Origin of the sequence: Gardnerella greenwoodii 00703Dmash (assembly GCF_000263635.1) — a bacterium.
GTDB lineage: Bacteria > Actinomycetota > Actinomycetes > Actinomycetales > Bifidobacteriaceae > Bifidobacterium > Bifidobacterium greenwoodii.
Map to the genome: position 1 here is coordinate 112,230 of NZ_ADEV01000003.1, position 14,947 is coordinate 127,176.

Annotated in this window: 11 protein-coding genes; all 11 read right to left on the minus strand. The window is 43.5% G+C overall.

Features of this window, described 5'->3' with window-relative positions; genetic code table 11:
- Nucleotides 1-32: 32 nt before the first annotated feature.
- The gene (locus NG78_RS05405; RefSeq protein ID WP_004133774.1) at nt 33-1,034 is read right to left on the minus strand and encodes a CPBP family intramembrane glutamic endopeptidase; all 1,002 of its coding nucleotides are present in this window, start codon (nt 1,032-1,034) and stop codon (nt 33-35) included.
- A 50-nt stretch (nt 1,035-1,084) separates the two neighbouring features.
- Complete coding sequence (locus tag NG78_RS05400; RefSeq protein WP_004133776.1) at nt 1,085-2,227, minus strand: D-alanine--D-alanine ligase family protein; 1,143 nt, start codon at nt 2,225-2,227, stop codon at nt 1,085-1,087.
- Nucleotides 2,228-2,304: 77 nt separating this feature from the next.
- The gene (locus NG78_RS05395) at nt 2,305-3,300 is read right to left on the minus strand and encodes an NAD(P)H-dependent glycerol-3-phosphate dehydrogenase (RefSeq protein ID WP_004133777.1); all 996 of its coding nucleotides are present in this window, start codon (nt 3,298-3,300) and stop codon (nt 2,305-2,307) included.
- Between the two features lie 173 nt (nt 3,301-3,473).
- On the minus strand, nt 3,474-4,358 hold the full coding sequence (locus tag NG78_RS05390; RefSeq protein WP_004133779.1) for a lysophospholipid acyltransferase family protein: 885 nt from the start codon (nt 4,356-4,358) through the stop codon (nt 3,474-3,476).
- Between the two features lie 32 nt (nt 4,359-4,390).
- On the minus strand, nt 4,391-5,254 hold the full coding sequence (locus NG78_RS05385) for an anchored repeat-type ABC transporter permease subunit (RefSeq protein ID WP_004133781.1): 864 nt from the start codon (nt 5,252-5,254) through the stop codon (nt 4,391-4,393).
- A gap of 14 nt (nt 5,255-5,268) precedes the next feature.
- Nucleotides 5,269-6,066 (minus strand): anchored repeat-type ABC transporter ATP-binding subunit, encoded by a 798-nt coding sequence (locus NG78_RS05380; protein WP_004133783.1) that lies wholly within the window; start codon nt 6,064-6,066, stop codon nt 5,269-5,271.
- A 22-nt stretch (nt 6,067-6,088) separates the two neighbouring features.
- Nucleotides 6,089-7,861, minus strand: a complete 1,773-nt coding sequence (locus NG78_RS05375) for an anchored repeat ABC transporter, substrate-binding protein (RefSeq protein WP_004133785.1) — start codon at nt 7,859-7,861, stop codon at nt 6,089-6,091.
- Between the two features lie 39 nt (nt 7,862-7,900).
- Entirely contained in the window at nt 7,901-10,225 is a 2,325-nt protein-coding gene (locus NG78_RS05370; protein WP_004133787.1) for a choice-of-anchor M domain-containing protein, read from the minus strand.
- Nucleotides 10,226-10,271: 46 nt separating this feature from the next.
- Nucleotides 10,272-11,345: a TIGR03773 family transporter-associated surface protein gene (locus NG78_RS05365; protein ID WP_004133789.1), complete on the minus strand. Its 1,074-nt coding sequence runs from the start codon at nt 11,343-11,345 to the stop codon at nt 10,272-10,274.
- Nucleotides 11,346-11,355: 10 nt separating this feature from the next.
- Nucleotides 11,356-13,683, minus strand: coding sequence for a choice-of-anchor M domain-containing protein (locus NG78_RS05360; protein WP_004133791.1), 2,328 nt, complete (start codon nt 13,681-13,683; stop codon nt 11,356-11,358).
- 242 nt (nt 13,684-13,925) lie between these two features.
- Nucleotides 13,926-14,480 carry a cysteine hydrolase family protein gene (locus NG78_RS05355; protein WP_004133792.1) on the minus strand — a complete coding sequence of 185 codons (555 nt, stop codon included), beginning with the start codon at nt 14,478-14,480 and terminating at the stop codon, nt 13,926-13,928.
- Nucleotides 14,481-14,947 lie beyond the last annotated feature (467 nt).

The following is a 14,947-nucleotide window of genomic DNA, read 5'->3' on the forward strand; positions in this document are numbered from 1 at the left end:
TTTATTTTTATGCGATTATTTTTTACTCGCTTTTACACAAATAACATTAGCAAATTAAGAAGTATTGAAATAATCAAAAATGCTATTACTCCAACAGTTCCGTACAATGCTTTGTTGCCAGCTTTATTCGGAAGTTCTTGCGGAGTATTGAAGAATACAAGATACTTGCGGCGGCGAACTAGCAAAACCACGCCTACTATAAGCATGGCAATCATAAACATCCCATAAATTCCAGCTAGAATAAAACCGGTTGGCAGGCTAGTTAATTCCTGACGAGACATCTTTTCTACGTCAATCATATTTCCGCTTGCATCAACCAGCTGCTTTTCCAACCACATTGCAACTATGCTTCCTTGGAAATTCACAATCATATGAAGGAATATGCTGTAGCTCAACTTGGACGTGCGAATATAAATGTAGCCAAAAACAAGTCCGAGTCCAAATGCGTAGAAGAATTGGAAAATGTTCATATGGAAAAGCGCGAAAGCAAGTGCAGAAAATACAATAGCTCGCTTTTCTCCGTACGCGCGCAAACGAGAAAGCAGCTGTTTTCTAAAAAGCCATTCTTCCACAATTGGCGCAAGAATTACCACGAATATGAAGGTTTCCCACATATTTCCCGCTGCAATAGTGTCTGATACGCGATTTTCTGCTTTGCCGCCGCTAAGAACTGTTGCTAGGAAAATGCCAACTATATTACCAATGTACATAATCGGTATGCACACAGCAAAGAATCCGCCAAATTGGCTAAATTTCATAGAGAATTGTTTGGTTTTTGCCGCAGGAACAGTGCGCATAATAAGCATTGCGATTGGCAAAGCGACTAAATACTGCGAAATATCCGACACAAGTAATGTGTTAAGAGAGTCACTTAGCATGCTCTTAGGCACAAACTGTGAAGAAAGAACTCCAAGAACATAGGCAACAGCAATCCAAACTACTAGGAATACGCATAAAGACATGCCAATAGTTCCTTGACGTTTGCGCGCTAACAAATAAGTGTCGTCGCGCCATGAATTTTGCAAATCTTGCATACTTATTCCTTTTTGTTGCTGCTTTTGTTGCTGTTTTACAGTTGATTAAATTATTTCAAAACGCCTTCAATAAGCTTTGTGATTAAATCGCTGTAGCTTATTCCGGTTGCTTCCCAAGCTTTTGGATACATGGAAATTGGCGTAAATCCAGGCATCGTGTTGATTTCGTTAAGAATTACGCGACCATCTTTAGTTACAAAAGAATCCACGCGACTTAATCCACGCCCATCTGCCGCTTTGAACGCTGCAAGCGCCGTTTTGCGAACGCGCTCTAAAGTTTCCGCTGGCAAGTTTGCTGGAACTTCAACGTGCGAAGCTGCGGAATCCATGTATTTGCTGTCAAAATCGTAGAACTGGTCTTCACCAGCCTCGCGCTTGTCGAGCACAACTTCTCCAGGCCAGCTTGCTTTCGGTTCTTCGCCGTCGCGAGCTGCAAGAACCGCGCACTCAATTTCTCGCGCGTCAATTCCTTGCTCCACCAATACTCGCCAATCGTGCTCTGAAGCCTCAAAAATAGCTTCTGCTAAGGCTTTAGCATCGCGCGATTCAACTTTTGTAACTCCAAAACTAGATCCTGCGCGGCTTGGCTTTACAAAAAGCGGATACTCGAGTTTTGCTGCTTCAACTTGAGCAAGAATTTCGTTTGCATATGAATCAAAGCGATTTTCCGCGTCGCTTGCAAACTTGCGCGCATCAAGTGCAATTCCAGGAGCAACATTAATTCCGGCAGCTTTAAACAGTTGCTTTGCATAGTATTTATCCATGCACGCAGCCGAAGCCAACACTCCGCAACCAACGTATGGAACTTGCATCATTTCTAGCAAGCCTTGCAAAGTGCCATCTTCACCGTTTGGACCGTGAAGAACTGGGAAAACTGCGTCAATATGACCCAAACTTGTAAGTGTACCGTCATTTTCGCGGGCTAAAAATCCGTCTGCGCCTTTGGCAGGGTCTAGCACAACATCGCGCGTTCCAGCAGTTTTTGTTATTACCGGAAGCTCTCCTTCTTCCATGCGGAAGTTTCGCGGATCTTCGCCGCCAACAATCCACTCGCCCTGTTTTGTTATAGCAATGCGCACAATTTCGAATCGACTTTCGTCAACCGCACTTAAAACGCCAGCAGCCGATATACACGAAATCGAATGTTCGTCTGCTTTACCGCCGTACAAAAATGCCACACGCTTTTTTGCCATTATTTTCCCTTAGATTATTTTTGATTATTCTGAATTATTTTGTATTATTCTGGATTATTTTCAAAAACGCTTTGTTTTTACTCTTCGCAAACGTCGTCGTCGAAAAGCATTGCGAGCATTTCTTGGCAGGAGATTCCTTCTTCCAGCACGCGAGCCATTGCACTTGCAAGAGGCGTTTCAACGCCCAAACGCTTGCCCATTGCCACAACTGCGCTTGTAGTTGGAACGCCTTCTGCAACGCCATTGCTTACGGCGGTTGCCTCTTCAACGCTCATACCTTTACCAAGATTTGCGCCGAAAGTATAGTTGCGACTTAGTGGAGATCCGCAAGTTGCAACTAAATCACCAAAGCCTGCAAGACCTGCAAAAGTGCGAGAATCTGCGCCTTCCGCAACACCCAAAGCAGTCAACTCTGCAAGACCGCGCGTTTCAATCATAGCTGCAGTGTTTTCGCCGTATCCTGCGCCTCGAGCCATACCAACTGCGAGCGCAACCACGTTTTTAAGCGAGCCGCACATTTCTACGCCGATTACGTCGGTTGATACGAATGCTTTAAAGTAGCTGTTTGAGCATGCTTTTGCAACTACTTCTGCCTGAGATTTTTCTGCGCAAGCAACTACTGCTGCAGCCGGGTGGCGAGATGCAACTTCCTTGCTTAAGTTTGGTCCGGAAAGTGCAGCAAAACGGTTACGAGGCAAGTTCAATGCTTCGCACACGACTTCATCCATGCGCTTTCCTGTTGTGCGCTCAATGCCTTTCATAAGCGAAACAACAATCGCGTTTTGCGGAATAAGCCCCACAAATTCTGCTAACGCAACGCGAGCAAATTGTGCCGCAATAGCCACAACTACAATATCCGCGTTCGCAACAGCTTCTGCGCGATCCCCAGTTGCAGTCATATTTTCTGGAAGTTTTTCCACACTTGGCAGGCGCACGCCGTTATGATGATGGTCGCGAATTCCTTCAACGATTTCCGGCTCTATTGCCCACATCGTCACTTGATTTCCTGCGTCCGCAAGCACTTGACCAAACGCAGTTCCCCAAGCACCAGCACCCAACACCGTAACGTTCATGTTTACGTCCTGCCTTTCGGTTTGAAGTTTCGTGGGCTGCGTTATAGTTTCGCGCATTTCGCAAGCTAATTTGCAGCTCAATTTTGACTTATAATCACACTATTACTTAATACTACACACGCCGCTTTACGGGATTTTAAAAAGATACTTTATTTTATTCTTCCGTATATTTTTTATTCTTCCGTAACGCGTTTCATCTGCCTGTAATCAAAGTATCCAGCAGGCGCTTTTTCGCCGCGAATCTCTTCCATAATTTGCGTCATACGCACTCGCACGCGACGAGCAAGCTCTTCAGCAGATTCCATTGGAGGCAATTCTCCCCAATTTTCGCTTCCCTGCAGCAAGTCGGAATAATCAAGCTGAGTATCGTAGCACATTACAACGTTTTTCTTCGGCCAAGGCCACCAGTGGTTAATGCTTGCAGCACCCCACACAACAGCGCAAAATAGCGGAATCTGATGCCCTAGTCTTCTAGAGGCTTCAAGCGCAATAATTCCAATGCCTGGCTTCATACTCATCGGCCATTTTTGAGGGTCGCGCGTTAAAGTACCTTCTGGCCAAATGCTTAAAGGTCTTCCGTTTGTGAGGATTTTGATTGATTCTTCCTCAATTTCGCGCGCTTTTCCGCTTCTGCGCGGAACCGACTGCATACCTACTAGCTGGAACCATTTGCCTAAGATTGGCCAGTGCGCAAGTTCTGCTTTTGCCATGTAGCGAGGTCTACGACCTTGGTGAAATAGCGCTGTCATTGGTATAAAAACGTCAAACATTGTAACGTGCGTGCAAGCGGTAATAAACACGCCTTCTTCTGGCACGTTTTCTAATCCCCACGCGCGTACTTTGCAACGCGAGCGCAATACGCGCGACGTTCCTTCGAGCAGTCTTTCGGCGGCTTTAGGATTTTGCGCGTCAATTTCTGCCTGATTTGGCTTACGTGCGCCGGTTGGGTAGTAATACGTTGGGTCAACTAAGTTGTGTACGCGAGCTAAGCGTTCTACTTGCTCATCACTTAAGTGTTTGACAGCACTTCTTGGCGAAGGTTTTCCTTTTGATACCATACGTCTATTGTGCCGCACGCTATAAACCTGCGTTACACTATTTTCTTTACACACGCCTTCGCAATCAGCCCATGCTTAGGCGAGCAAACCCATGCAAGCACAAAAAGCACCGTTGCAACTAGCACAATCGTGCCGCCTGTTGCAGTATCAAAGCTCCAAGAAATATACATGCCCACAATCGACGAAACGCAACCAATAACCGGTGCCAAAATCATCATCCTAGACAGCCTATCTGTAAGCAGTCGCGCAGTTGCAGCAGGAGTCACAAGCAGCGCAAGCACAAGCACGTTTCCAATAATTTGCACAGAAACAACCACGGCAATCGCCACCAAAACGTACAGCATTCCGTCTAGCCACGCAACTGGCAATCCCATTGCGCGCGAAGTTTCGCGATCCATCGACACACAAACAAGTTCTTTGTGGAACATGCTTAAAAGCGCTAAAATAATCAGCCCTGTAACAGCTACCACAGCAATATCCGAGTCCGGAATGCCCGTAATAGAGCCAAAAAGGAAGGATTCCAAAGATCCGGCGTAGCCTGAAGCTTTTGAAATTATTACGATTCCAAGCGCGAAAGCAGATACGAAGAATACGCCAATAAACGAGTCTTCGCGAAGCCTGCGGTTTTGGCTAAAAATAGATACGATTAGTGCGGTTGCAACTCCTGCGAGCGCGCCGCCAAGAAGCAGATTTCCTTGTAATACGAAGGCGATTGCGAGTCCTGGGAATACGGAGTGCGCTACGGCGTCGCCAATGAACGCCATTCCGCGAAGCACCACATAGCAGCCCACTGCTCCGCAAATTACGCTAGAAAGGCAGGCTACAATAAGCGCTTTTAGAAGAAACCAAAGGTCCGGATTGCTTAAGTCTTGTATAAATTCGATTGGAGATAACATTTACTTTTCCACCTCTATTTTTTCCCGATTACTCGCTCAACTGCTTTAATAAGCGGATTTTCAGGCGCTACATGGAATGTTTGCACCCACTTTTCCGCGCTCAAATTTTGCGGCTCGTCATCGCCAACAATAGTGCCATCAAAAAGCATGATTCTTGAGCATGAGTTAATTGAGCCGATTATGTCGTGAGAACTCATAAGAATTGCTTCTCCAGACTTTGCTAAATCCAAAAATAGGCTCGTAAGTAGCTCTTGAGTTGGCATATCGAGTCCGGTAAAAGGTTCGTCAAGTAAAAGAAGTCTCGGCTCGCCTGCAAGTGCTCGCGCAACCAACACGCGCTGACGCTGGCCGCCGGAAAGCTCACCAATTGTGCGGTCTCGAAAATCAGCCATTCCTGTGCGGTGAAGCGAGGCAAGCGCAATTTCGTAATCTTCTTTTTTTGCGCGACGAACGTAACCAATGTGACGAATCCTACCCATCATCACCACATCTAAAACAGAAAGCGGAAAATCCCACGCAATATCGTGACGTTGAGGCACGTATCCAACGTAAGATACGCGCGAATTTACACTATCGCCTTCTGCGCTAGGAGCTTTAACTTCTAGTTTTCCGGCGTGCGGAATCAGCCCCATAATTGCGCGGAAAAGCGTTGTTTTCCCAGCGCCGTTCGCACCCAGTAACCCAACGAATTCGCCACTATTGATAGTAAAAGAAACGTCTTTTACAACAGTGCGATTTGCGTAGCTTACACTCAAGTTTTGCGCGTTAATAACAGTACTATTTTCGCTAATATTTTTATTCATAAATCCCATCCACTTCGCTATCACTTCGCTATCACTTCAAACATTTCGCTAAAGAATCCGCGTTAGCTCGCATCATATCCGCGTAAGTTCTAACCTTCGCGTCGAAAGCGTCACCATAAATTGGGCAAACTTTCACATGCGCTTCGGCTGCAAGCTCTTTAAGCACAGACGAGCGCGAAATCAAATTCGGCTCCAAAAACACTGCAGGAATTTCCAAGTCGCGCAAAATTTGCGAAAGCCTGCGCCTATCTTGCACGCTCGGCTCGCTTGAAGGGTTAATTGTTACAAATCCTGCAATATTTACACCGTAAGCTTTACCCAAGTATGCAAAAGCGTCGTGCGTTGTAACTAAGTTGCGGCGCTCTTTTGGAATTGACGCAACTTTTTTGCGCATATACGCGTCTACGTCAAGAAGTTTGTTAATATATCGGTCCGCATTTGCGCGATATTTGCGAGCGTTTTTAGCGTCCACTTCGCACAAGCGATCCGCAATTGTGCGCACATAAGCAATACCGTTTTTTACTGACTGCCACAAATGCGGGTCAATATCTCCGTGAACATGCTTTCCTAAAACAGCTTGCGGAAGCTGATACAACTTTTCGCGAGCAGCACCCAAAAAACGATACCCCTGCTCTGCCGGAATCTCCTTCAGCGCATTAGTCGGCACTTCTACTACTACATCGCGAGGCGCATAATACACGCGTTTTGGCGCAGCAGAGCGCTTTTCTTGCAAAGTATCCACTCGGTACATAAACCCGTGCGACGCCAAATCGTATGCTAAATCAGCGTGACCTTGATTCAAAACCACGCGAGCTTTGCGCTTTTTCGCTACTTTCTGTGCGTTTACACCAACAGCAAAACGCATACTGGTATTACCTAAGCTTGCAACTCTTGCGCCTTGAGCATCTAAAATATCCGCATGCCAATCAAGCGTGTACTCTCCTGGCTTGCTAAAAGCCCAACTTAAGTGCGTGTGCGCATCCGCTGGCAAATCCACATGATCTTCGTCGCTAATTCCGTTCGCTGAATTTACGTAAGTTTCTACGCTTCCAAAAGTGCCTGTAAGGTAAGCGAATAATGCTCCAGGTCCTTTTACTTTTGTTGCAGTTAAGCGGATTCTGTCCGAACGCTTCATGTTGTATGCATTTGGCTTTATTACGGTTGCGCGTCCTTCTTTTGTTACTGTTGAAGGCGCGTTTGATTGTGAAGACTGCGAAGATGTAGAAGATTGCGATTCTTCAGAAGATTTAGAATTTTGCGATTCTTCAGAAGATTTCACAGTTGCAGATTTCACAGTTGCAGCTTCTGCTCCAACTTGCGCAGCCATGCGTTCTGTAGCAAGACCTAGCCAAATAGTATCCAAAGACACGTCTTCGACCATTGGAATAATATCCGCCGCATGTTTCACGCTTTCTTCAGCAAGCTCAACATTCGGCACGCCTTTTCGCAAATTTGCGTCCAAAGCTGTAATCACGCCGTGCTCTTCAAGCATCATGTAATTACTAAAAGCCACGTCCGCATACACAACGTCTCGAATTGATCGCAATCGCGGCTCGTAAGAGTGCGGATCTGCATTATCCGGCACTATTGAACTCACATTTGCAGCATCTCCTGCTACATTCGCCACCATATCGCGCAAAACGCCTGTAGTAGTAACCACATTAATACGGCCATCCATATGTCCTGCGCGCGTATTGCCGTTTGCGCTGCCACAAGCAGAAAGCGGAAAAATAAGCGCAACCACTGCAATTGCGTCAATCGCAGCAAAAAAAGTTTGCTTTGTTTTTCTGGGCCAACGAATCACCCTTACACACTCCTACTACTTTTAATAGCGAAATAAACCTTAATAGCGCAGTAACCAATTCAAACTAATGAGTCCGCGCTTGTAGAGGAACCAAATTCCGGCAGCAGTAACGGATAGAACAGTTAATACTCCACCAATAATAAGCGAGTATGCAAGCACAGGATTCCTACTAAACAATCCTGAAATTCCAGTTGACTCATCATCTTTTACATTGCTAAGCAAGCTTCTTCTAAGACCCTTAACGCGCTTAGAAGCATATTTTGCTTCAACACCTTTGCGCGACTTGCTGCCGATTGTGCCGAATAGCTTCACAGTTCTGCCGGTTTTTGAGGATTTAGATTTTCCGGATTTAGATTTATTGGAAGCAAACCCTCCCCCAAAGAATGATGAACCACCATTACCAGAGTATGATGCAGCAGCTAATGGCGTGCTCCCACCATTATTATTGCTTCCAGAATTGCTTCCAGAATTTCCGCCGTTTCCGCCATTTTCAAATGAAGTTGCACCGTCAGTTGCGCCTTCAGTTGTGCCTTCAGTTGCGCCGTCGCCGTCACCATCAGCAACATTGTCTCCTTCATCTCCACCAACTTCGCTTACGGAGCAGCCCATAGGTGTTTTAAGCGCGTCCACACCAATTGCGAAGTGGAAATCCTTAGCAAGAGTTTTGCCATTAGCGCTAACTGCAAGACGAATCGTGTAGTATCCAGATTTTGAAAAATCCCAGTTCAAGTGCATATGCGTATTAGCCGGAATTGTGTAAGTTCGATTTCCGTTACTAGACATAACAGTTTTCGCTTTTGTGCCAAGTCCACCCTGCAACCAAATGCGCACACTGCCAGGCCCTTTTACAGATTCAAGACTTATTTTGCTGGATTTATGCGGATGCAAACCTTGGTTGCTCCAACCAACCCATGGAACGCTTCCTTTTTGCGTTTGAGGAAGTCTCCACACATTTCCATCTTTTGCTGCATTTCCTGCGTAAAATACGACTTTACTTGGGTCGCGCTTTACGTGAGATCCAGTTACGTCTTCTTGCACTGCAAAGCCGATTCCGCTACCGTTTGAGTACGTTGCTAAATCAACGTGCCCATGTTTGATAATCAGCTTATCTTCTTTTATATCGTTAAAAGTTGAACATTTTTTAGTTGTTTTTTTATTCTTATTTTTAGATTTGGATTGTTTAGAATCTAAATTATTTTTACTAGATTCTGTTTCGGCTTCTTCTTCATCTTCAGAGCCACGATTTGCCAATCCGCCACTTGGCTTAGATCCAGGCCAAGGCGTTACGTACACTCTGTTGTTATTGCCGTTTATAACAATTGAAGTCGATGAATCCTCATCGTCATCATCGCTGCCATTTTCGCCTTCAGATTCCTCATCGTCAGAATCGGAATCTGAGTCACTTTCACCTTCGCCTTCAGATTCCTCACCGTCGGAATCTTCCTCAGCCTTCTGCTTTTCTAATTTAACGAATCCACTGTAATCATTAAATTCTTCATCAGAAGCTGCAATCGATTCATTATCGCTAGAGGCAGCAGCATCCATATCTACTTCAAACGTGTATCGTTGTACATTTTTATAAATAGAGCCTGCTTCATTCCTTCCAGCAGCTTCCACGTCAAGAACATACTTTCCAGCTTTGGTAAATATCCAATTAACATGCATATGCGCTTTTGAACCCACATACATTTTGTGCGGGAATTTTGTGTTAGGCGTTCCTATAACAGGTGTTACGTCACCATGAGCATCATCCTGATAAGCGTACACGGCTCCGCCTTTTGGAACTGTTGCGCTTTTTATAGCAAATCTTACGCCTGTTATACCAGATTTTTCACCTAAAGTTTCGGTTGCAAATCCCGGCCACAATTTACTAGTATCTTGAGTTTGAGGTAATCCCCAAATTGGCACATCACTGCCATTTTTGGGCAAAAACTTTAGTCCTTCACTAGATTGTTTAGTGTTGTTTCCAAGTACAAATACTAATAGAGTTGGATTGTATCTATGCTTTTCATTAACTCCAGGGAAACTATCTCCGCGAGTTCCTAAAACAAATTTTCCTTTTTTGCTAATATACGTTGCGAACGCGTCTGTATGACCTTTGTTTACCATGCATTTTGCTGTTATATACGAACGGTCTTCACTTTCAGCATCGTCAGATACAACAGCATCCTTGCAATTCTGCTTATTTTCAGCGCCATCAATTTTTTCACTATTCGCACTAGAGCCAGAGCTTACGCCAGCCTCGTCCGCGTACGCACTACCGCAATTGCAGCAGCACATGGAAGCTAAAAAGCCGACTGAAATAATCGCGCTAACAAAAGCACTAAACAGCCTCATGCAAATTAATGTAGATTTTTTAAGCATTACTTATCCTAAACTACTTATTTATTACTAATTCGCTACTTATTAGCTACTTATTCAAATCAGTTTTTGGCAAAATAATTGTTTCTTCCGAAGCATTCACTAAATCTCCGAGAGTATTTTGCTGCGAAATCGCCTGTTCGCGCGCTTTCTTGCTTTTTATTACAGCGAATAAAATAAACGCAATAATAACGACGGTAAGAATTACAACAATAATCATCACAATCTGCGCAATTACAACAGTATCATCTGCTTTATGAGACTTTTGATGCTTTTTGCTTGAAGCTATACCAGATTTATTATTGTCAGCATTTCCATTATTCTGTTCTGCGTTTTCATCCTCGCCATTATCTTCAGAATCTTCACTGCCGTTTTGTGACTCAGCTTCCTGCGCTCCACCAGCAGCGCCACCAAGAGCAGCCTGCGGATCCGTATTGTCTCCAACCGCAAAATTAAGAACGCGAGTATCGCTTACTTTTCGCCCATTCTTCAATTTTCCAGAAAAAGTGAGCTTCACATGGTAAATACCAGGCTTAGAAAACACCCAATTCACGTGAGTATGAGCGTTAGTTTCAATCCAGCTGTTTTGCGGATAACCTTTAGTACTATCCCAAAGTTGCTGCGGATTATTATTGCCATTTTCTAAGTAAACGTGCAATTTTCCTGGACCGCTTACTCCTTCGAGCGAAAGGTTAGCTCCGCGATCAAGCTCGTTTAACACTCCACCTTCTTGAGTATTCCATCCAAGCCATGGAACATCAGGATTCTGAGTTTGTGGAATTACGTAAAGTTTGGTTCCAGGCTTTTCACCAATAAAACTGTAGGTAGAATCGTTTGGCATTGAAATAATCGAGCTACTACCCAGCTTGAACACAACATTTTCTGGATCTCGCCACACTGGATCGTCACCAGTATCGTCACGAATTTGTATTTTCCAATTTCCGCCCGCAAGAGTTGGTCCAAAATCGGCGTGACCTGCCTGAATCATAACAGGTTGGTTGCTGCTTGCCGCGTGAGCAGATTCCACAAAAGAAGTCGGCAACAACAAAGTTGCTATTATCATAATCGCTGTTGCAGCAAACGCAATAATTCCTTTTGAAATATAACGCTTATTATTTATCATTTTTTATCCTTTATAACATTTTCAAGCGTGAACGAAGTAAGAATGCTCCAACTCCTGTTATTGTGCACAAACTTACGCTTGCGGCACCAATAGCAGCAGCCACCCATTTTGTTTTATAATCTTTTTCTTCTTGAGATTCTTCGCCTTCAGTTAAGTTTTCTGAATACTCATCGTTGCTTTCTTCAGACTCATACGAGGCATTCTTAGTGGATTTTTTGCTCTTTTTTCTAAGAAGCTTAACTTTTTTCAGCTTTTTAGCATGCTTTGAAGAAGATCTACTATGACGCAACCCACCCAAGGTTCTAGAAGCTGATTTTGTAAAACCGCCACCAGAATTTGCAAATCCGCCTTTTGATTGAGTTTTCTTAGCTAACGGAGTGCTACCAGCGTTCTGAAGATTATTCTGCTCAGCGCCGGAAGTTTTAGAATTATTATTTGCGTCAGTCTGATTCTGGCTTGAAGCATCTATGACTTTATCAATATTGTCTTCTGAGCTGGCATTTTCATTTTCGCCTGCGTTATCGCCTGCATGCTCAGCTTTAGAATTATTTTTGCTGCCTGCCGGCTTACCATCTTCAGGCTTACCATCTTCAGACTGTCCATCTGCTTCACTATTTTCGCCAGATTTACGCTTCTTATTCTTATTGCGCTTAATTTTTTTATTTTTACGCTTCTTACTGTTCTTCTGATTCTTATGCTTATTCTTGTCTTTAGATTTTTCAGCTTTTCCTGGATTGTTCTTGTTCAAATTTTTAATATTAACAGTCCAATCGCAGAAATCGTCATACCCAGCATTCCTGTACAAAGTTCCGTCGTCCAAAACAAGCGAAGCACGAATAACAGCATCCTGCATACTTTCGTCAACTACTAAATCAAGGCTTTTACCTTCAGCCATTGGTATATTAGTAAAGTTTTTTTCGCCATCCTTCTTAATCATCCACCTGTATTTTTTAACTATGGACGTAGCAGGCTCTTCTGGATCTCCAGCCCCACCATTTACAACAGGTACACGAGGCGAATACAGCTTTGCATTAAGATGCACAGTTTCACCAACATTAACCTTGTTTTTGCCCTTAATTGCAACAACTGGCCTACCGTCGGCTCCGTGATCTTCTACAACTATTTTTCCGGTTGCGCGTTGTTTTTCATAATCAAAAGTGCCTTCAAAAGCCGTAACAATAACAGAAACTTGCATATTATTCATTGCAGGCTCTGGAGGAAGTATAAGCCTTTCTCCCATAAAGCAAGTTCCTTCTGTACCTTCTTGCTCATCCGCGCGAGTTATGCACCAACGATACGTAGGCCTTTTTATTTCACCACTTGCAATTTTTTCCTTTAAACCATCCATGTAGGTGTAAAGGTTTAAGTCTCCGCCAATTTCATAAGAATGATAATGTGGGTGTAATCCCTTATTTCGTATGCCTAAAATGCACAGCTGACCATCTTTACACTCAGGATTATCGCTCGGATCTTCGTCCTTAGTATTTGCGTCCAAAACTGGGATTTCAGCTTTTCCTCGCTCTTTAATAGTTGAGCCAAGAGGAACAGTGTGATTATTACTTGCTGCAATTTCAAAAGTATATTCTGCAGTATTCGTAGTAATAGTTTTTTGAGTTTTCTTATTCTTAATAACCGCATACACTTCCAGCTTATACGTACCAGGTTGAGTAAATACCCAGTTTGTATGCTGATGAATTACCTGAGGTTGATGAATTACGCCTGGAAACTCAAAGCGGCTACCTTCTTCGCCTTCAACATCGTCTTTATCTTGGTACTCAAAAGATTTAGCCCTAGACTCACCCTGCTTATTTTTATCTGTTTCCCATACTAAGACTTTTCCGCCTTTAGGAGCGATTACCTTTTGCACAACAATGTCTGCAGTTGCTCCATCTGGATTTTCGGCACCAACAGCGTATCTTGCTACAGACGTATCCCACCCTGGGAACAACTCTTTATCTTGTTTATTACCAGACTCATCTAAAAGCCAATAACCCTTTGATGCGTCAAATGGTAATTTGTTTTTGTAGTTGTCAAAAGGCTTAGTGCTATATGAAGATTTTCCAACCTTCATCGTAATGTTTTCCGGCTTGTAAAGCATAGAATTTGCTTCAAAACCCATAATTAATTTGTCGTTAAGCATAAAAGGATAAAAAATATCCATGTGACCGTTTGAGAGTACGTCTTTCTTAGATGCGTCGTATGCGTAAGTAGTGTGCCTTTCGCTCGCAAGCGCAGGCACTGCAGCACCAAAACCAGATACCAGCACTGCAAAAGCAAGCACAAATACACTTGCAGAAGCAAGCGCTCGCTTAAACATAGACTTCACTGCATGAGTCATAATTACTATTTCGCTCTCTACACTTCATCTTCTTACCGTTATATGCGCTCTTCTTTTCGCAAATAATTATGGAAGATTTTAACAACGTCTACTAATAATAATAATGATTCTCATTAAAAGCAAGTCGACACTCCGAATAAACAAAAACGCTGGCGCATCAAGCAACCAGCGTTATTAGATAATCTTTTTTAAGCAGATTTAGTAACTGCTTTTAAAGTACTTTAGTAAGTAACTTTAGTAAGTTAGCCTTCTACGATATCCGCATTAAGACAAGTCTTAAAGTGACGAAGCGCCCACTCATGCCCTGCAGGATCAAAGCTTGCTACGGCATCCTTATGAACCACAATCTTAAATCCAAGATTATACGCATCAACAGCAGTGTGAAGCACGCAAATATCCGTGCAAACTCCCACCAAATGCAACTCCTCAATGTGGCGTTCGCGAAGCTTAATCAGCAAATCCGTGCCATTAAACGAAGAGTAGCGAGTCTTGTGAATGTAATACACGTTGCTTTTATCTTTATTCGCTTCGTAAAAATCGCCAAGCGTGCCATATAACTTCTGACCGTGAGTTCCGGCGATATTATGAGGTGGGAAAAGCTTAGTTTCAGGATGATACGTGTCATTCAAATGATGCGTATCAATCGCAAAAACAACAAACTCACCAGCGTCAAGAAACTCTTGCGAAATCTCAGTAATACGCTTCTCGAGCTTTTGCGCAGGCTCGCCTACAGTAAGAGAGCCATCACTTGCCACAAAATCATTCGTATAATCAATGTTAATAAGGGCTTTATTCATACCTACTCCTTGTATGAAATTTACAGAATAATCGCTAATAGCATAATCGCAAATAGCACACGCTTTAGTTACAATATTCCGCATTATTAATTGCTTAATTTTATTTCAATTGATAGCCCAATTATCAACTCAATTGCTGGCCCAATTGTAATCGACGCAATACTTAATACTCAAAGCTCACTGGAATAAGCTCACGGAAATCTTAACGATAGCTTAGGTAAAGCTTTCCTAAAGCTTACCAACAGCATACCGAAAGCTCATGCTTCTGCGCCGACTACAATTATTTAATCACCACCATGCGGCAAATGCGATATTCCGCGGATTCTTATGACTGTTTCCAACAACATTTGCCGTAAGTTTTCCCCGGTGTTTGTTGTCGTTCCGCTCTTATTTGACCACATTTGCCGTATATTTTCCGGGGTTTGTAGTTGTTTTGACGCTGATATGGAACATTTGCTGGGAATAAT

Bases quoted from the DNA above. Each gene is read 5' to 3' on its own strand.
- NG78_RS05405 (WP_004133774.1), bottom strand. From the start codon at position 1,034: ATGCAAGATTTGCAAAATTCATGGCGCGACGACACTTATTTGTTAGCG.
- NG78_RS05400 (WP_004133776.1), bottom strand. From the start codon at position 2,227: ATGGCAAAAAAGCGTGTGGCATTTTTGTACGGCGGTAAAGCAGACGAA.
- NG78_RS05395 (WP_004133777.1), bottom strand. From the start codon at position 3,300: ATGAACGTTACGGTGTTGGGTGCTGGTGCTTGGGGAACTGCGTTTGGT.
- NG78_RS05390 (WP_004133779.1), bottom strand. From the start codon at position 4,358: ATGGTATCAAAAGGAAAACCTTCGCCAAGAAGTGCTGTCAAACACTTA.
- NG78_RS05385 (WP_004133781.1), bottom strand. From the start codon at position 5,254: ATGTTATCTCCAATCGAATTTATACAAGACTTAAGCAATCCGGACCTT.
- NG78_RS05380 (WP_004133783.1), bottom strand. From the start codon at position 6,066: ATGGGATTTATGAATAAAAATATTAGCGAAAATAGTACTGTTATTAAC.
- NG78_RS05370 (WP_004133787.1), bottom strand. From the start codon at position 10,225: ATGCTTAAAAAATCTACATTAATTTGCATGAGGCTGTTTAGTGCTTTT.
- NG78_RS05365 (WP_004133789.1), bottom strand. From the start codon at position 11,345: ATGATAAATAATAAGCGTTATATTTCAAAAGGAATTATTGCGTTTGCT.
- NG78_RS05360 (WP_004133791.1), bottom strand. From the start codon at position 13,683: ATGACTCATGCAGTGAAGTCTATGTTTAAGCGAGCGCTTGCTTCTGCA.
- NG78_RS05355 (WP_004133792.1), bottom strand. From the start codon at position 14,480: ATGAATAAAGCCCTTATTAACATTGATTATACGAATGATTTTGTGGCA.